General features: G+C 68.4%; 15 protein-coding genes. 8 read left to right on the top strand and 7 right to left on the bottom strand.

Going from position 1 to position 16567, the window contains the following annotated elements:
- Positions 1-5 precede the first annotated feature (5 nt).
- Together AC1DKQ_RS14070 and AC1DKQ_RS14075 are read right to left on the bottom strand one after the other, a co-directional pair.
- Entirely contained in the window at positions 6-1061 is a 1056-nt protein-coding gene (locus AC1DKQ_RS14070) for an iron ABC transporter substrate-binding protein (RefSeq protein ID WP_476884320.1), read from the bottom strand.
- 174 nt (positions 1062-1235) lie between these two features.
- Positions 1236-2432 carry a glycoside hydrolase family 76 protein gene (locus AC1DKQ_RS14075; protein ID WP_476919318.1) on the bottom strand — a complete coding sequence of 399 codons (1197 nt, stop codon included), beginning with the start codon at positions 2430-2432 and terminating at the stop codon, positions 1236-1238.
- 193 nt (positions 2433-2625) lie between these two features.
- On the opposite strand from AC1DKQ_RS14075, the gene AC1DKQ_RS14080 reads away from it, so the two are divergent.
- Positions 2626-3477 (top strand): SDR family NAD(P)-dependent oxidoreductase, encoded by an 852-nt coding sequence (locus AC1DKQ_RS14080; protein WP_476919319.1) that lies wholly within the window; start codon positions 2626-2628, stop codon positions 3475-3477.
- A complete protein-coding gene (locus tag AC1DKQ_RS14085) occupies positions 3474-4739 on the top strand; it encodes an acyl-CoA dehydrogenase family protein (protein WP_476919320.1) in 1266 nt (421 codons plus the stop codon). The genes AC1DKQ_RS14080 and AC1DKQ_RS14085 overlap by 4 nt, the downstream gene beginning before the upstream one ends.
- A gap of 37 nt (positions 4740-4776) precedes the next feature.
- Here AC1DKQ_RS14085 and AC1DKQ_RS14090 read toward each other — a convergent pair whose 3' ends face one another.
- Both AC1DKQ_RS14090 and AC1DKQ_RS14095 read right to left on the bottom strand, forming a co-directional pair.
- The gene (locus tag AC1DKQ_RS14090; protein ID WP_476919321.1) at positions 4777-5637 is read right to left on the bottom strand and encodes a DUF1684 domain-containing protein; all 861 of its coding nucleotides are present in this window, start codon (positions 5635-5637) and stop codon (positions 4777-4779) included.
- Between the two features lie 78 nt (positions 5638-5715).
- Positions 5716-6336: a TetR/AcrR family transcriptional regulator gene (locus AC1DKQ_RS14095; protein ID WP_476919322.1), complete on the bottom strand. Its 621-nt coding sequence runs from the start codon at positions 6334-6336 to the stop codon at positions 5716-5718.
- Between the two features lie 217 nt (positions 6337-6553).
- Here AC1DKQ_RS14095 and AC1DKQ_RS14100 point away from each other — a divergent pair, with 217 nt between their 5' ends.
- The 3 genes from AC1DKQ_RS14100 to AC1DKQ_RS14110 all read left to right on the top strand — a co-directional run bounded on the left by AC1DKQ_RS14100 (position 6554) and on the right by AC1DKQ_RS14110 (position 10639).
- Positions 6554-7234: an NADPH-dependent F420 reductase gene (locus AC1DKQ_RS14100; RefSeq protein ID WP_476919323.1), complete on the top strand. Its 681-nt coding sequence runs from the start codon at positions 6554-6556 to the stop codon at positions 7232-7234.
- A gap of 162 nt (positions 7235-7396) precedes the next feature.
- Positions 7397-10210 (top strand): phosphoenolpyruvate carboxylase, encoded by a 2814-nt coding sequence (ppc, locus tag AC1DKQ_RS14105; protein ID WP_476884313.1) that lies wholly within the window; start codon positions 7397-7399, stop codon positions 10208-10210.
- A 123-nt stretch (positions 10211-10333) separates the two neighbouring features.
- On the top strand, positions 10334-10639 hold the full coding sequence (locus AC1DKQ_RS14110) for a hypothetical protein (RefSeq protein ID WP_476884312.1): 306 nt from the start codon (positions 10334-10336) through the stop codon (positions 10637-10639).
- 13 nt (positions 10640-10652) lie between these two features.
- On the opposite strand, the gene AC1DKQ_RS14115 is transcribed toward AC1DKQ_RS14110, so the two are convergent.
- The gene (locus AC1DKQ_RS14115; protein WP_476919324.1) at positions 10653-11288 is read right to left on the bottom strand and encodes a DedA family protein; all 636 of its coding nucleotides are present in this window, start codon (positions 11286-11288) and stop codon (positions 10653-10655) included.
- Between the two features lie 27 nt (positions 11289-11315).
- Positions 11316-12299: an RluA family pseudouridine synthase gene (locus tag AC1DKQ_RS14120; RefSeq protein WP_476919358.1), complete on the bottom strand. Its 984-nt coding sequence runs from the start codon at positions 12297-12299 to the stop codon at positions 11316-11318.
- Between the two features lie 330 nt (positions 12300-12629).
- On the opposite strand from AC1DKQ_RS14120, the gene AC1DKQ_RS14125 reads away from it, so the two are divergent.
- Positions 12630-13340 carry a helix-turn-helix domain-containing protein gene (locus AC1DKQ_RS14125; protein ID WP_476919325.1) on the top strand — a complete coding sequence of 237 codons (711 nt, stop codon included), beginning with the start codon at positions 12630-12632 and terminating at the stop codon, positions 13338-13340.
- A complete protein-coding gene (locus AC1DKQ_RS14130) occupies positions 13333-14025 on the top strand; it encodes an SRPBCC family protein (protein WP_476919326.1) in 693 nt (230 codons plus the stop codon). Before AC1DKQ_RS14125 ends, AC1DKQ_RS14130 begins: the two co-directional genes overlap by 8 nt.
- A 240-nt stretch (positions 14026-14265) precedes the next feature.
- Here AC1DKQ_RS14130 and yczR read toward each other — a convergent pair whose 3' ends face one another.
- Positions 14266-15828 (bottom strand): MocR-like transcription factor YczR, encoded by a 1563-nt coding sequence (gene yczR, locus AC1DKQ_RS14135; RefSeq protein ID WP_476919327.1) that lies wholly within the window; start codon positions 15826-15828, stop codon positions 14266-14268.
- 61 nt (positions 15829-15889) lie between these two features.
- Between yczR and yczE the strand changes: the two genes are divergently transcribed.
- Positions 15890-16561 carry a membrane protein YczE gene (gene yczE, locus AC1DKQ_RS14140; protein ID WP_476919328.1) on the top strand — a complete coding sequence of 224 codons (672 nt, stop codon included), beginning with the start codon at positions 15890-15892 and terminating at the stop codon, positions 16559-16561.
- The last annotated feature ends 6 nt before the right edge of the window (positions 16562-16567 follow it).

The following is a 16567-nucleotide window of genomic DNA, read 5'->3' on the forward strand; positions in this document are numbered from 1 at the left end:
TGCCGCTACAGCAGCCCTGCTTGGGTCATCAGCTCGGTGACCTTGGCGGAATTGAGCTTCGCGGGATCCACTGTGGGTGCCTGCAACTCCTTGAGCGGAACCAGCTTGTCGTTGGACGGGACGTCCGAGGCGACGGCGTACTCGAAGGAGGTGCCCTTCTGCAGTACTTCCTGGCCCTTCTTTCCGGTGATGAACTTCAGGAAGGACTGGGCCGCCGCGGCGTTCTTCGAGGACTTCAGCACGCCGCCGCCGGAGATGGAGACGAAGGCGCCAGGGTCCTGGTTCTTGAAGTAGTGCGGCGTGACGTTCTTGGAGTTCTCGCCGGTCTTGGCCTGGTCGCCGTAGTAGTAGTAGTGGTAGATCAGGGCGGCGTCCACTTCGCCGGCGTTGACGGCCTTCATGGCCGTGCTGTTGCCCTTGTACGCCTTGGAGTTCTCTTTCATGCCCTTGAGCCATGCCTGCGTGGCGGCTTCGCCCTTGAGTTCCAGCAGGGCCGAGACGATCGCCTGGAAGTCGGCGCCGGACGGCGAGGCTGCCCACTTGCCCTTCCACTCGGGGTTGGCCAGGTCCAGCATGGACTTGGGCAGCTTGTCGGCGCTGATCTTGTTCTTGTCATAGACCAGGACGGTGGAGCGGGCTGCGATGCCGGTCCACTTGTTGGTGGAGGGACGGAACTCAGCGGGGACCTGGTCCACGGTGGCCTTGTCCACGTCCGCGAAGAGACCGGCGTTTTCCACCTGGGCCATGGCGGGTGAGTTCTCGGTCAGGAAGACGTCCGCGGGTGAGGCCTGGCCTTCCTGGATAATCTGGTTGGACATTTCGGTGTCGTCGCCCTGGCGCAGGGTGACCTTGATGCCGGTTTCGGCCGTGAAGGCGTCTACCCACTCTTTGGTCAGGGACTCGTGCTGGGCGTTATAGACCGTGATCTCGCCGGCGGCCGAGCCGCCAGCCGCTGCACTGCTGCCAGCCGGGGCAGCGGAACCGGAGCCGCAGGCGGCCAGGCCCAGGGCGGCAGTGGCTGCCAGGGCGATGCCCGCCAGTGCGTTGTTGCGGATCTTCATGGGGCTACTTTCTGCAAGGAATTCGTCGTCGGTGCCCGGACCCCCGTGAGCGGGGAAGTTAGGGCATGCTCACTACGAAAGACTGTAGGTTAGCCAAACCTAAGCGACCAACCTGAAGGCGCCATAAGTGATGAGGATCACATGAATTACGAAACTGTTGCGTGACCTAATTGGTCAGGGTTGCGGTGCGGCGGCCGCAGCGATCGATGCGGCCGCCTCCAGCACCATCCAGGCCTGGAGCTGTGTGGACAGCTCGACGGCGGCGCCCTCCGGATAGCTGCGGCGAGCCGGAAGTTCGGTGCGGTCGGAGAAGATGAGGTGGCTGCCGGGGCGCGCGAGGCGGTCCTGCGGCGGGAGGATCCGGCGGCCTTCCCAGAGGGACTCGGCGGTATCGTTCACGAGTGCCGCCGCCGTGGCCCGGGTTTCGGCGGGCAGCCGTTCGTCGACGGCGGCAAGGGCCAGATAGCGGACGAGGATCCCGGTGAAGAGTCCGCCGTCGCCTGTTCCCTCGCAGCGCAGCACCGCGGCGGTGCGCCCCAGCAGCGGGGCCGGATGCGTGAGGTTGCTTGCCACGGCTTCCACCAGTGCGGCCGCACGTCCGAGGTTCGCCTCGCCCCCAAGTTCCAGCAAGGCCCCGAGCACGGGCCCCTGGTTGTAGGTGTAGATGGTCTCTTCCAGCACCACGTCGCCCGTGCCGGAAATCCGCAGGCCGTCCCGGTAGAGGCCCTGCCCGGGCTCGTAGAGCTTGGCGTCCAGCCAGTCCAGCAGTGCCTGCGCCTTGTCCGGGTTGCCCGTCCGCGCGTAGTAGAGGGCCACCGGTGCGGTGGCGGGCGTGTTCTTGAAATCGCGCTTCGTGCTCCAGAACGTTCCGCCGCCGAGGTCGTCGGTGGACGCGGAGTCGAACTGCAAGGTCAGGCTCTGCAGGACCTTGGCGTTGCGTCCCCGGCCGGTGTTTTTGCGGGTGTCCTCGGCGAGCTTGTCCAGCCGGAGCGTGGCCAGGGCCAGCCAGGCCATGTCGTCGTAGTAGTTGTTGACCACCGTGAGGAAATTGCGCAGCCGGATGCCGGTGACGAGCCGGGAGGCGAGGCGGCCGGCGCTGGGCCGGTTCTCGCCGTCGAACTTGGCGCCCGGACGCCCGGGCGAGCCCAGTTCCCGGCGGCCGGCGTCCACGAGGCAGTCCAGGTAGTGTGCCTGCCACCAGTAGTGCCAGGGCCGGGACAAATTCTTCAGCCGGCCGGACGGCCGCAAGATCGCGGCGATGTGGGTTCCCGGCAGGAAAAAGAGCCGCTGCCCGAAAAGCCTGGTCACCGAGCGGGCGGCCTCGTCCGCGCGGAAGGACCAGTTGGGGGCGGAGGTGTCGGGTCGGGTCATGAGCCCAGCCTAATCGCGGGAGCCCGTCCGGACCGCGATCGTGACCGCGCCGTCGGCGGGTGCGCCCAAAGGTGCGCAACGGCCGCATTCCAGTTAACATTCACTAACTAATGTTCCCCGCGGACCGGTGCTTCAGGCGCCGTCCGCGTTGAGGCCTCGCGGCCGGGGTTCGGTTCCACATCAAGGAGGATGCATGGACATCAAGGGTACTGTCGGACTGATCACGGGCGGGGCCTCGGGTCTTGGAGCGGCCACGGCCAGGCGCCTGTTCGACGCCGGTGCGTCGGTGGTGCTCGTGGACCTGCCGGGTTCCGCCGGGGACGCCTTTGCCGCCGAACTGACAGCCTCCGCCGCTGGTGCCGCCGCTCTCGGTGCCGGTGCCGCTCCCGCCGCCAGTGCCTCCGCGGCCAATGGCGGCCGCACCGCCGTCTTCGTCCCCGCCGACGTTACGGACGAGGTGCAGGTGCGGGCCGCCGTCGATGCCGCCGCCGCCCTGGGCCCGCTGCGCATCGTGGTCAACTGTGCCGGGATCGCGACCCCAGGCAAGGTCCTGGGCCGTGACGGCGTGCTGCCGCTGGAGGCCTTCAACCGCGTCATCCAGATCAACCTCGTGGGCACCTTCAACGTGATCCGCCTCGCCGCGGCCGCCATGGCAGCCACCGAGCCCGCCACCACCGAACTCGGCGGCCCGGAACGCGGAGTCATCATCAACACCGCCTCCGTTGCCGCGTTCGACGGCCAGATCGGCCAGCCCGCCTACGCCGCTTCCAAGGGTGCTGTGGCCGCCATGACGTTGCCGATCGCCCGCGAACTGGCGCGCTCGCTGATCCGGGTGGTCACCATTGCACCGGGCATTTTCGAGACCCCCATGATGGCAGGGCTGCCGCAGGAGGCGCAGGACTCCCTGGGCCACCAGGTGCCGCACCCCTCGCGGCTGGGCCGCCCCGCCGAATACGCGAACCTTGCCGCCCACATTGTGGAGAACGCCATGCTCAATGGCGAAACCATCCGCCTCGACGGCGCCATCCGGATGGGCCCGAAATGACCTGGTCTGGAATGTCCGGTTCCGGAGTGACCGGGACAGGGCTGGGCGCGACGGACGCACCGTCTGCGGCCGCACCCCCTGTGGCCGCACCATCCACCGCAGGGCTCCCCGCGGCTGACTTCTTCGACTACGAATCCCTGCTCAACGCGGCGGAGCGGGCCAAACTGGTACAGCTGCGGGACTTCCTGGCCGTCGAGGTCGCCCCCTTCGCCACCGACTGGTGGAACAAGGCAGAATTCCCGGCCCACATCCTTCCCAAGCTGGCCGCCTTGGAGCTAAGCGCCCCCGCCCAGCGCGGCTACAGCAACCTGTTCGCCGGAATCGTCATCGCCGAGATGACCCGCGTGGACACCTCGCTCGCCACCTTCTTCCTGGTCCACCATGACCTCTTCGTGGAGTCGCTCTACGGCTTCGGCTCCGAGGAGCAGAAGGCTCGCCTGCTCGAGGACGCGGCGAACCTTCGCACCACCGGCGCCTTTGCCCTCACGGAACCGGATCACGGCTCGGACGTTGCCGGCGGCATGGAAACCCGGGCCCGGCGGGTCCCCGGCGGCGATGCCTGGGTGCTCAACGGCGCCAAGCGCTGGATCGGCAACGGGACGTTTTGCGACTACATGCTGGTCTGGGCCCGGGACGAGGCCGACGGCGGCATCCGCGGCTTCATCGTCGACGCCACCTTGCAGGGCGTGAGCAGGAGCCGGATCGAGAACAAGATTGCCCTGCGCACGGTGCAGAACGCGGACATTGTCTTCACCGACGTCCGCGTGGCCGAAACGGACCGCTTCGCCGGCATCAGCAGCTTCGAGGACACCAACGAACTCCTGCGCGGTTCCCGGATCATGGTGGCCTGGCAGGGCGTGGGGCAGCAGCTCGCCGCGTTCGACGTCGCGCGGCAGTACGCCGTCGAACGTCAGCAGTTCGGCCGCCCGCTGGCAAAGTTCCAGCTGGTTCAGCAGCAGCTGGTGACCATGCTCGGCAATGCCGTGGCCAGCATGGGCATGATGGTCCGGATCGCGCAGCTGCAGGACCAGGGCGCGGCGGACATGCCGCAGGTGGCCCTCGCCAAGTCCTATGTCAGCGCCCGGATGCGCGAAACCGTGGCGATGGGCCGGTCCCTGCTGGGCGGCAACGGGATCGTCACCGACTACCGGATGGCCAAGATCTTCTCCGATGCCGAGGCGATCTACACCTACGAGGGCTCGTTCGAGATCAACACGCTGATTACGGGGCGTGCCGTCACCGGAGTGTCCGCGATCGTGTAAAAGGTCATCTGGAGTGTGACCGGCTAGAAGCGGCCGTCTAGAAGACCCCGGGCTCCTTCTCGCCGGCCGCGATCCGGTAGTCGAGGCTGTTGTTCTTCACCGGCATGGGGCAGGTGCCGTACGGGGTGAAGGCGCTGGGGTAGTTGATGGCCCGGTTGAAATCCAGGACCACACTTCCGTCAGGCCGAGGCTTTGCGGTGGAGACTTTCCGCCACTCGTCGGTCGATTCCCCATTGGTCTCGTCGTGAAACGTCAAGGTCAGGGCGCCGAGCTTCTCCTCCTCGGCCTGCAGGTGGAACTCGTGGTCCGTGCCGGGAAGCCGGAAGACGAGTTCTCCCACTGAGCGGTGGACACCGTCCACCAGCGGGTTGGCGGTGCCGATTGGGACGTCCACGGGCTCGGGATAGGGCGCGAACCGGGCCTCCACCACCAGGTCCGGGCGGAAGTCGAAGGTGGGCACGCCGTCGAACTCGGTCAATGCGGGGGACCGGGAGTCGCGCGTGCGGATGGCGTACTTGTCCGCCCGCATGGCGAGCTCCACCACCACTTGGCGGCCGTCGTCGCCGCCGTACTGGACCCACATGAGGGATTCCTCGTCCGAGAGCACGGCGCTGATGGTGCCGTCCACGGGATCGCCGGTATCCACAAGGGTCAGGCCGTCGGATACGGCGGCGGTGAGGAACGCCGTCGTGCCGTCAGTGGACCAGAGCCCGGGGGCGAGCTCGACGGCGGCCGGCCGGTCCTCGAGCCACTGGAACGAGGTCAGTGTTAACCAACCGTGGTCGCTGGCAAGGGCCGCGTCCCGGCTGTTCCGGAAGCGCTGCCAGCGGGCAAGCTGCGGGTCGGCCGCGGCCTCAGTTGTTCGCGTCGAACCTGTCCCGGGTTCAGGAGCGGTCATGGGTACCTCCAGGGGTATCAGCCCAACTAGCTGGCAGCAGGGGCCGTTTTGAGGCCTCAGAACGGCCCCTGCTGCTAGTCAGTTGGGGGTGGGTGGGATTCTGAGGCTGGCAGCCACGAGTTGGGCCGCGGTGGCTCCGGCGGCGGTGGCCGCGTCCGGGTCGCCGTCGAGCACCCCGCTGGCCAGGCCGCCGTCGAGCAGCAGGGTCAGGCTGCGGGCGAGCTGGTCCGGGTCCCGGGCGCCGGCGCGGGCGGCCAGATCCCGGATCCAGGCGCGGATCTGATGTTTGTGGGCCACGGTCCGGTCATGGACCCGGGTGCCGGCGGCCGACTCGGCGGCGGCATTGATGAAGGCGCAGCCCCGGTAGCCGTCGCGCCGGCAGGCGGTTGTCAGGGCATCGAACAGGCCCACGAGCTGCGCGGCCGGGTCTTGGCCGGCGGCCGCGGCGGCGGCGTGAAGCTGCCCCGTCCAGATGCCGTCGACCTTTTCCAGATAGGCCAGAATGAGGTCGTCCTTGGCCGGAAAGTACTTGTAGAACGTGGCTTTCGCGACGCCCGACTCGGCAATGATGGTGTCGATGCCGGCGGCCCGGAAGCCGTGCGAATAGAACAACCGGAAGGCCGTGGCCAGGATTTTCTCCCTGGCATGCCCGGCGGGGGTGCGGGCAGCCGGCGGGGCGGTGGCTGCTGGCAGCGTCATGACACCATCGTACACAGACAAGTCTGTCTACACCCGGGCGCGCGGCCCCGTGCGGCCCGTCAGGCTTCGACCTGCGCCGCCCGTCAGGCTTCGACCTGCGCGGCCCGGATGCCTTGTTGCGGGCAGGTCTGTCTGCTAGCGTCGAGTCCAAGGGGTAGACGGACCTGTCTACCTGCGGGTTTGGGGTGAGCTCCTGGTGAGCGGAATCGAGGACGCCATGAAGATTGCAGTACTGGGAACCGGCACGGTGGGGCGCACGATTGCCGGCGCACTCGCGGGCCTGGGGCACGACGTCGTGATCGGCACCCGCGACCCGCAGGCGACGCTCGCCCGGGCCGAACCGGACAGGATGGGCACCGCGCCGTTCGCCCAGTGGCAGGCCGCGCACACCGGAATCGGCCTCGCAGACTTTGCTGACGCGGCGGCCGGCGCCGAGCTGATCGTCAACGCCACGCAGGGCGGCGGGTCCCTGGCGGCTCTGGCCGCCGCGGGCACCGGGAACCTCGCCGGCAAAGTCATCATGGACGTCTCCAATCCGCTGGACTTCTCGCAGGGCATGCCGCCGTCGCTGAACCCGGTGAACACGGACAGCCTCGCCGAGCAGATCCAGCGGGCCTTCCCCCATGCCCGGGTGGTGAAAACCCTCAACACCATGACGGCGTCGGTGATGGTGAATCCGGCGAGCGTGGCCGGCGGCGATCACTCGGTGTTTGTCTCCGGGGACGACGCCGACGCGAAGGCCGCCGTGACGGAACTTCTCAAGGGCTTCGGCCACCGCGACGTGATCGACCTCGGGGATATCACCAGTGCCCGCGGCCCGGAAATGCTGCTGCCGATCTGGCTGCGCCTCTGGGGTGCGCTGGGCACCGGCGAGTTCAATTTCAAGGTCGCGCGCTAACTGAACTGGCCCTGCCGGGGCGGTGCCGCGGGGCCTGACACTATCTGAGACGGAATTCCGGCCGGGAGTGCCTGCAGGTAACATCCCATGGGAAGAAGTAATCGGGCTCACAGTATCCAGCGCAGTGTACGAGCCAAGTCGAACCCTCGAAAGATAGTTTCCATGGCTGACACTGCAATGCATTCCGACACCGATCTTGCCGCCGAACTCCGGGCTGATGTCCGCCGGGTCTCCACCCTCCTCGGCGAATCCCTGGTCCGCCAGCACGGGCCCGAGCTCCTGGACCTCGTCGAGCAGGTGCGCCTGCTGACCAAGGAATCCAAAGAGGCCGCCCGCGGCGGGGCCGACGCCACCGGGCCGTGGAGCTCGTACGACGTCGTCGCCCAGGTCCGCGAGCTGCTCGGCTCCCTGCCTCTGGACCAGGCCACCGACCTGGTCCGCGCGTTCGCGTTCTACTTCCACCTCGCGAACGCCGCCGAGCAGGTCCACCGGGTCCGCGGGCTGCGCACCCGGCAGGAGAAGGATGGCTGGCTCGCCAAAGCCGTCGAGGAGATCGCGGACCAGGCCGGCAACTCCGTGCTGCAGGAAGTCGTCAACGAACTCGACGTCCGGCCCATCTTCACCGCACACCCCACCGAGGCCTCCCGCCGCTCCGTGCTGGACAAAATCCGCCGGCTCTCGGACATCCTGTCCGAATCCACCGCGGAGGGCACATCCGCGCGCCGCCGTCAGGACCGCCACCTGTCCGAAGTGATCGACCAGATGTGGCAGACGGACGAGCTCCGCCAGGTCCGGCCCACCCCCGTGGACGAGGCCCGGAACGCCATCTACTACCTCACCGGCATCCTCAGCGACGCCATGCCGGAAATGCTCTCGGACCTCTCCGAGCTGCTGGCCGAGCACGGCGTCACGCTGCCGCCGGAGAAGGCCCCGATCCGCTTCGGCTCCTGGATCGGCGGGGACCGGGACGGTAACCCCAACGTCACCGCCGCCGTCACCCGCGAAATCCTCCAGATCCAGAACCAGCACGCCGTACGGATCAGCATCGGCCTGATCGACGGCCTGATCTCCATCCTGTCCAACTCGACCGCGCTGGCCGGGGCGGACCCGGAACTCCTGGACTCGATCGACGTCGACCTGGGGAACCTTCCCGGCCTAGACCGCCGCGTCCTCGAGCTGAACGCGCAGGAGCCGTACCGGCTCAAACTGACCTGCATCAAGGCCAAGCTGATCAACACCGGCCGGCGCGTAGCGGCCGGATCCGCGCACGAGCCCGGCCGCGACTACACCGCCACCGGGGAGCTCCTCTCCGAGCTCGGCCTGCTGGAACGGTCGCTGCGGAACCACCACGCCGCTCTCGCCGCCGACGGCGCCCTGTCCCGGGTCCGCCGCGCCATCGCCTCGTTCGGTTTGCACCTGGCCACCTTGGACATCCGTGAGCACGCCGACCACCACCACGACGCCGTCGGGCAGCTCATGGACCGCCTTGGCGGCCCCGGTGTCCGGTATGCGGAACTCAGCCGCGCCGAGCGGCTCGAGGTGCTGGGCTCGGAGCTTGCGTCCCGGCGCCCGCTCTCCGGCCACCCGATCAAGCTCGACGGCGTCGCCGACGGCACGTACGACGTCTTCCGGGAGATCCGGCGTGCCCTGCGCACCTACGGCCCCGACGTGATCGAGACCTACATCATCTCCATGACCCGCGGCGCGGACGACGTCCTGGCCGCGGCCGTGCTGGCCCGCGAAGCCGGCCTGGTCAGCATCTTCGGCGAGGCGCCCTACGCCAAGATCGGCTTCGCGCCGCTGCTGGAGACCGTCGACGAGCTCCGTGCCTCGGCCGAGATCGTGGACCAGCTGCTCTCCGATTCTTCCTACCGTGAACTGGTCCGGCTCCGCGGCGACGTGCAGGAGATCATGCTCGGTTACTCGGACTCCAACAAGGAATCCGGCGTCATGACCAGCCAGTGGGAAATCTACAAGACCCAGCGCAAGCTCCGGGACGTGGCCGCGAAACACGGCGTCCGCGTGCGCCTCTTCCACGGCCGCGGCGGCTCGGTGGGCCGCGGCGGCGGGCCGACCTATGACGCCATCATGGCCCAGCCCAACGGCGTGCTCGAGGGCGAGATCAAGTTCACGGAGCAGGGCGAGGTCATCTCGGACAAGTACTCCCTGCCGGAGCTGGCGCGCGAAAACCTCGAGCTCTCCCTCGCCGCGGTGATGCAGGGCTCGGCCCTGCACCGCGCGCCGCGGACCTCCGAGGACCAGCGCGTGCGTTACGGCGACGTCATGGAAACCGTCTCCGACGCCGCGTTTGCGCGCTACCGCACGCTGATTGAGGACCCCGACCTTCCCGCTTACTTCATGGCCTCCACCCCGGTGGAGCAGCTGGGATCCCTGAACATCGGATCCCGTCCGTCCAAGCGGCCCGATTCTGGCGCCGGCCTGGAGGGGCTGCGGGCCATCCCGTGGGTGTTTGGCTGGACGCAGTCACGGCAGATCGTGCCGGGCTGGTTCGGTGTGGGTTCCGGCCTCAAGGCCGCGCGCCAGGCCGGAAATTCGGCCCAGCTCAAGGAGATGATCGAGGGCTGGCACTTCTTCCGCTCGGTGCTGTCCAACGTGGAAATGACTCTGGCGAAGACGGACATGGACATTGCCGGCTACTACGTCTCCACCCTGGTACCGGAGGAGCTGCACCACCTGTTCCGTGCCATTCGGGACGAGTATGAGCTCACCGTCGCGGAAATCCAGAACCTCACGGGTGAGCACGTGATCCTCGACGCCCAGCCCACCCTGAAGCGATCCCTGGAGATCCGGGACCAGTACCTCGACCCCATCAGCTACCTGCAGGTGGAACTGCTCCGCCGCGTCAGGGCCGAGGCCGCGGCGGGCATGTCCGGTGCCGAGATCGACGAGCGCCTCCAGCGGGCCATGCTGATCACGGTCAACGGAGTCGCCGCCGGGCTCCGCAACACCGGGTAGCCTGCACCCTTCCGGCGCTCCCTCGGTTCCAGTCCCTCACTTCCTGTGCCTCGGGACGTACGGGAGCGGCCGCGTGAATCCGGCCGTTCCCTCCGGGGCTGAGGGGGCGGCTAGGGTTGTTCCATGCCGTCGTTCCAGACCAGACTCAAGATCACCGGGCTCAAGCCGGGCACCGCTCCAGAAGCGGTCATGGCCGCGGCCATCGAGGCGCTCGGGACGCGGCACCACGTCGAATCGCACCAGCTTGAGCTCGCCGGCGGCGTGCCTCAGTTGAACCTGCGCTTCCTGGTCGATGCCACCGCGTACAGCGCGGAAAACCGCCAGGCGCTGGAGTCGGCAGCCATGATGCGCGACGCCGTCGAACGCGTTGCGCTCACCGGAGCACTGACCGTCCTGCGCCGCAGCCGCGGCCGGTGGGCACCCGTCTAAAAAAGTCGGGCGTCTAAAAGTCCAGTTCCTCGTCCGGACCGGCCGCGGCGGTCTCCACGGGGGAGCGGCTGCCGCGGCGCCGCGTGACGATCACGCCCACGATGGCGCCGATCGCCAGGCCGACGCCGACCCCGATCAGGGAGCTCGCCCAGAACGGGAGCCCGGTGGCGGAGCCCGTGAAATAGCCCAGCGCCACGGACCAGCTTGCCCAGAGCAGGCCGCCGATGGCCGCGCAAAGGCTGAACCCGCGCGTCGAGACGTTCGCAATGCCCGCCGCGGCCGTCGTCGCCAGCCGCCCTCCGGGGATGAAGCGGATACCGATGATCGCTCCGTACGTGGAGGAACGGCCTGCCTTCGCTATCGCCGCGTGCACGGCCGCGTGGAACCACAGGCCCCATTTCCAGCGGTCGAGAACGTGGCTCAGCCGGCGCTTGAAGAGCTGGAAGACGAGAAGGTCGCCGAGCCACGAGGCGACCGCGGCCAGGAGAATCACGAGGAAGGCATTGATGTGGCCCTCTGCCGAGAGCGCGCCGCCGGTGATGACGACCATTTCAGAGGGAAGAGGCGGGAAAATCGCATCGCCGATCACGAGGGGGAAGATCCAGAAATAGATCGCGGCGCCCCAGCTGTCCGCATTTCCGAAGTCCATGGGCACAAGGTACCGCACTTCCAGCCGCTAGCGTGCCTCGCTGAGTTCCAGTCTGCTGCGGTACTCCACCGGGGTCCCCGAGATGGGGTCGACGAAGCGGATCCCGCGGGCCAGCAGCTGCAGCGGCTTGGTGTAGTCGTCCGGGGCCTTGTCCAGCAGTTCCGGGTAGAACGCATCGTTGACGATCCCCAGCCCCAGTGAGGCCATGTGCACGCGGAGCTGGTGCGTCTTTCCCGAGTGCGGCTCCAGCCGGTACAGCGCGCGGCGTTGGGGGCCGACGTCGGGTGCGCTGTGGGGTGCGCTGTCGGTGGCGGCGTGCGGTCCGCCGTCGGGTGCGCCAAACGTGTGCAGGCGCTCGATGCGGGTTTCCGCGTTGGGCTCGCCGTGAACCACCTCGGCCAGCAGGTAGCTGCGGGACTTGGTCATCCGGTTCCGCACTACCACCGGGAAGTCCACGGTGGGGTGGCCCGGCGCCGGCTCTGCGGCAGCTACACACTCGTATTCCTTCTGGACCTGGCGCTTTTCGAAGAGCACCTGGTACTTGCCCCGGGTCTCGGGGTTTGTGGAGAGCAGTAGGATGCCGGCGGTCATGCGGTCGAGGCGGTGCATCGGGATCAGGTCCGGGAGGCCGAGCTGGTTCCGGAGTCGGACCAGGGCCGATTCCTGGATGTACGTCCCGCCGGGGGTGGTGGGCAGGAAGTGCGGCTTGTCGACGACCAACAGGTGATCGTCCTGGTGCAGGATGTTGAGCTCCACCGGGATCCGGGTCTCCGGCGGCAGGCTGCGGTAGTACCAGATGAACGTGTGGTCCTGCATCGGTGTTGTGCGGTCCAAGGCTATCCCGGCCTCGCCGACGATCTCGCCGGCGTCGAACCGGTCCTCGATGCCCTGCGGGTCGATGTGCCCCCAGCGGTGCATCATGTAGTCCAGCGCGGTCTCCCAGGGTCCCTCGTCCGGCAGGCGCAGGCGCGTTGCATTGACGCCGTCGCGCACGGGGAGAGGGGATTGCATCACCCGACCATTCTACTTGCCCGGCTCCTGCCCCGCCCCGGCGCCTGCGCCGCCCCGGCGCCTGCGCCGCCCCGGCGCCTGCGCCGCCCCGGCGCCTGCTGCGAGGCGCGGGCGCTGCCCGAACGCCCCCCCGACCGCCCCCGCTGCCCGATCCGCCCCCGTCCGAGGCTCCACCGCTGCCCGATCCGCCCCCGTCCGAGCCTCCAGTTCGCCGGAAGGGTTCCAGTTCGCCGGAAAGTTCCGGCGAACTCGCGAGGCCGCGCCTGCATCCTCCCACCGACGAGAAAAAAGTTCTTGACAAATAAAATTGTCGGTTGGCATGCTTGAAGCATGTTGGACATCGAAGTGATTGAGGATCCGGCCGCGGCGGAGGCTTCGCTTGACCCGATCCGGACGCGGATCCTGCGCGAGCTGGCCGAGCCCGGCTCCGCGACGCAGCTCGCCACCAAGGTGGGCCTGCCGCGGCAGAAGGTGAACTACCACCTCAAGGCCCTCGAGCGGCATGGGCTTGTTGAGCTCGTCGAGGAGCGACGGCGCGGCAACGTCACCGAACGCATCCTGCAGGCGACGGCGGCGTCGTACCTGATTTCGCCGGCGGCCCTGGCCTCTGTGGCGCCGGACCCGCACCGGTTCTCGGACCGCTTTTCCGCCTTCTGGCTGTTGGCGCTCGCCGCCCGCATGGTCCAGGAGGTGGGCCAGCTGATCGCCGGGGCGGCCGCGGCAAGGCAGAAACTCGCCACCTTTGCCATCGACGGCGAGATCACCTTCCGGTCGGCAGCGGACCGGGCGGCCTTCGCCGAGGAGCTCGGCGCCGCCGTGACCCTGCTCGTGGACAAGTACCACGACAGTGGAGGTGACTCCCCGCGAGGTGCGCCGGCAGCTGCCCGGCCGGCCGGCCGCAAACACCGGCTGGTCGTCGCGCTCCACCCCTCGCTAAAGGCGCCCCCACCCAAGGCAGCGCACGCAGAACCACACGCTGGCCCACGCACTACCCACCCACAAGCTGCAAACCCACAAGCCAAGGAGCAGGACAATGACTGACAAACGGAAATTCGAAATCGTCTACGACACCGAACTGCCCGGTACGCCGGAGCGGGTGTGGGAGGCCGTTACCAAGGACACCCCGGCGTGGATGTTCCCCACGGACCAATGGCCGGCCGTCCGGACCGTTGACGAGTACCCCTCCCATCTCGTCTCCCGGATGGATGGACCAGACGGCTGGTTCAACCAGCTGGAGCACGCCCTGGAACCGCTCGACGGCGGCCGCGCCCGGCTGCACTATGTGCACAGCGGCATCTTCGCGGACAACTGGGATGAGCAGTACGACGGCGCCAGCAAGCACACGGCGTTCTATCTGCACACCCTGGGCCAGTACCTGAAGTACTTCGACGGCAAGCCGGTGGTCTTCACCGACATCCAGGCACCCGCCGCGTCGCAGACCCCGGACGGCTTCGACCGGCTCAAGAGGGCCCTTGGTGTCGCCGGTTCAGCCCAGGGGGAGACGGTGCAGCTGGAGCTCAACGGCGTCGGGTCGCTCACCGGCGACGTCGACTTCTCGAATGAGAACTTCCTCGGCCTGCGGACTGCGGACACGATGTACCGCTTCTTCGGGCGCAACGCCTTCGGCGCACCGGTGGGAATGACCGTGCACGACTTCAGCGGCAGCGGGGACGCGACGGCGACGGCGAACGCCTGGGCCGGGTTCCTGACGGAGATCTACGCCTAGGCTCGCGATGCGCATCTAATCTGGCGACTCGCATATGCCCTGCCGACACCCGGATTCGGGCGTCGATAGGGCATATGCGCAGCGCGGGAAGAACGGGCGTCGACAGGGCATATGTGCAGCGCGGGAAGAACGGGCGTCGATAGGGCATTTGCGCAGCGCAGGAGAGAACCTGCGTCACTAGGGCATTTGCGCAGCGCAGGGAAGATCCTGCGTCGCCAGGGCCGCCCTACCGGTCTCGGTTCAGGCGATGGCAGCGGCCGGCTGGGCTGACAGATTGCGCCTTAGCTGCGGCGCGCCGTCCAGCCGGTCCTGGGCCGAACGCAATGCCAGGACGGCCGTCTCCAGTTGCTCCGGCGGCAGGGTGAATGGCAGCCGCAGGTATTGCTCGAACGCGCCGCCGACGCCGAACCGGGGCCCCGCGGCCAGCCGGATCCCGAAGTCCGGGGCCACCACTGCCAAAGCCGTGCTGATCGGCATCGGAAGGCGGCACCAGACGGACAGTCCGCCGTCGGGCCATTCCGGCTCCCAGCCCGGCAGGTGCGCGCGGATCAGTTCCAGCAGCGTGTCTCGGTTGCCGCGCAACTCGGCGAGCCGGGCAGGGAGCGGCTCCGTCATGGCGTTGACCAGGTGTGCCGCGGCGAGCTGTTCCACCACGGGCCCGCCCAGGTCCATGATGGTGCGTGCGGCCGCGAAACGCTGGATGAGCGACTCGCTGGCGCGGATCCAGCCCGTGCGCAGCCCTGCCCAGTGCGATTTGCTGAGGGAACCTAGGGAGACCACGGCCGGGCTAAATGCGGCCATGGGGGTCGAGACGGCGCCGTCGAGGTTCAGCTCCCGCAGCGTCTCGTCCGCCACGAGAACGGTGCCCGACGCCGTGGCCGCCTTCACGAGGCGGCGCCGCTGGGAATCGGGCATCAGCCGGCCGGTGGGGTTGTGGAAGTCCGGCACCACGTAGGCCATCGCGGGCCGCTGCTGCAGCAGCGCCGATTCCATGGCTTCGAGGTCCCAGCCGGCCGGTGCATTCGAATTAGTGTTGTCGGGCCCCGGGCCGTTACGTGTTGGGCCGTTACCGACTGCGCCGGCGTGGCCGGTGGGATGCGCGGCGGGCATGGCCACCGGGACCGGGCGGCCGCCCGCCGCCCGGATCGCGTCGAGGGCGTTCGGGTAGCTCGGGTGTTCCACAAGCACCTTGGTCCCCGAGCGGCCGGCCAACGTGCGGAGCACAATGTTCAACGCATGTTGGGCGCCCGAGGTGACCAGGATCTGTGCGGCCGTTGTCGGAACGCCGGCGGCGGTGTACCGGGCCGCGATGGCTTCGCGGAGCGGACCCACGCCCAGGGCGTCGTAGCCGAAGCCCGGCAACAGCGCCGGCAGCTCAGTCAGTGCCGCGGCGAAGGCCCGGTGCACCACTTCGCCGCTGGCGGGCAGGGAGGCATAGGCCAGGTCCAGGATCCCGTCCGGCACGGCCAGGCCGGGCGCGCCACTCAGCCGCAGGGCGCCGTCATGGCCACCTGCATGCGCGGGCCCCTGGCCCGGGATGCAGCTCCGGCTCCGGCTGCCCTGGCCGCTGCTGAGGAAGCCCTGCTCACGCAGCAGGGCGTATGCCGCGGTCACCGTGGTCCGGCTGATGCCAAGGGTCGCTGCCAGCGATCGCTCGCTCGGCAGGGCGACGTCGAGCCCGACGCGGCCGTCGAGGATGAGCAGGCGGACGACGTCGGCCAGCTCGCGGTAGGCGGGAGCGGCGCCGACGTTCCACTCGCCCAGCAGTCGGGCCAGCGACCCCGGAGTCAAAGAGACAGGCATAAAGCCAGTATTTCAAACTGGCTATGGATTGCAAGGCCAGTTTTCGTGGAGGATGGAAACCATGTTGACCCGCAGACTTCTTCAGCTCCTTGTTGGCCTCGCCATGTACGGCGTTTCGCTCGCGATGTTCATCCGGGCCGGACTGGGACTGGATCCCTGGGATGTCTTCCACCAGGGACTCGCGGTCAAGACCGGACTGAGCATCGGCACGGTGGTGGTGATCGTCAGCTTCCTCGTCCTGCTCCTCTGGATTCCGCTCCGTCAGTGGCCCGGCGTCGGCACGCTGTGCAACGCCGTGCTGGTGGGTGTGTTCGCCGACGTCGGACTGGCCCTCATACCGGAGTTCTCGCACCTAGGCGGCCAGATCGGAATGCTCGCGGGGGCCATCCTGCTCAACGGCATCGCCTCGGCCTGCTACATCGGCGCCCGCCTCGGCCCCGGAGCCCGGGATGGACTCATGACGGGACTCGCCCGGCGCACGGGCTGGTCCGTGCGGACATCCCGGACCGGCATTGAAGTGGTGGTTCTCGGCGCCGGCTGGCTGCTGGGCGGTTCGGTCGGCGTGGGCACAGTGGTGTACGCGCTGGCGATTGGCCCGCTGGTCCAGCTGTTGCTGCCGCGGTTCACGGTTCCGGAAGTGCGGACCGTCTCCGGGGCCGGGACTGAAACTGAAGCTGCTGGCGTGGCCGGGGCGGCCGTCCCGGCAACCGCATCCAGCGGCCGGACCGACTGATCCCTC

The sequence above is a fragment of the Arthrobacter sp. 05L421 genome, assembly GCF_056397785.1.

Excerpts from the sequence above, each read along its gene's own strand:
- AC1DKQ_RS14070 (WP_476884320.1), bottom strand. The coding sequence starts at position 1,061 with ATGAAGATCCGCAACAACGCACTGGCGGGCATCGCCCTGGCAGCCACT.
- AC1DKQ_RS14075 (WP_476919318.1), bottom strand. The coding sequence starts at position 2,432 with ATGACCCGACCCGACACCTCCGCCCCCAACTGGTCCTTCCGCGCGGAC.
- AC1DKQ_RS14080 (WP_476919319.1), top strand. The coding sequence starts at position 2,626 with ATGGACATCAAGGGTACTGTCGGACTGATCACGGGCGGGGCCTCGGGT.
- AC1DKQ_RS14085 (WP_476919320.1), top strand. The coding sequence starts at position 3,474 with ATGACCTGGTCTGGAATGTCCGGTTCCGGAGTGACCGGGACAGGGCTG.
- AC1DKQ_RS14090 (WP_476919321.1), bottom strand. The coding sequence starts at position 5,637 with ATGACCGCTCCTGAACCCGGGACAGGTTCGACGCGAACAACTGAGGCC.
- AC1DKQ_RS14095 (WP_476919322.1), bottom strand. The coding sequence starts at position 6,336 with ATGACGCTGCCAGCAGCCACCGCCCCGCCGGCTGCCCGCACCCCCGCC.
- AC1DKQ_RS14100 (WP_476919323.1), top strand. The coding sequence starts at position 6,554 with ATGAAGATTGCAGTACTGGGAACCGGCACGGTGGGGCGCACGATTGCC.
- ppc (WP_476884313.1), top strand. The coding sequence starts at position 7,397 with ATGGCTGACACTGCAATGCATTCCGACACCGATCTTGCCGCCGAACTC.
- AC1DKQ_RS14110 (WP_476884312.1), top strand. The coding sequence starts at position 10,334 with ATGCCGTCGTTCCAGACCAGACTCAAGATCACCGGGCTCAAGCCGGGC.
- AC1DKQ_RS14115 (WP_476919324.1), bottom strand. The coding sequence starts at position 11,288 with ATGGACTTCGGAAATGCGGACAGCTGGGGCGCCGCGATCTATTTCTGG.
- AC1DKQ_RS14120 (WP_476919358.1), bottom strand. The coding sequence starts at position 12,299 with ATGCAATCCCCTCTCCCCGTGCGCGACGGCGTCAATGCAACGCGCCTG.
- AC1DKQ_RS14125 (WP_476919325.1), top strand. The coding sequence starts at position 12,630 with ATGTTGGACATCGAAGTGATTGAGGATCCGGCCGCGGCGGAGGCTTCG.
- AC1DKQ_RS14130 (WP_476919326.1), top strand. The coding sequence starts at position 13,333 with ATGACTGACAAACGGAAATTCGAAATCGTCTACGACACCGAACTGCCC.
- yczR (WP_476919327.1), bottom strand. The coding sequence starts at position 15,828 with ATGCCTGTCTCTTTGACTCCGGGGTCGCTGGCCCGACTGCTGGGCGAG.
- yczE (WP_476919328.1), top strand. The coding sequence starts at position 15,890 with ATGTTGACCCGCAGACTTCTTCAGCTCCTTGTTGGCCTCGCCATGTAC.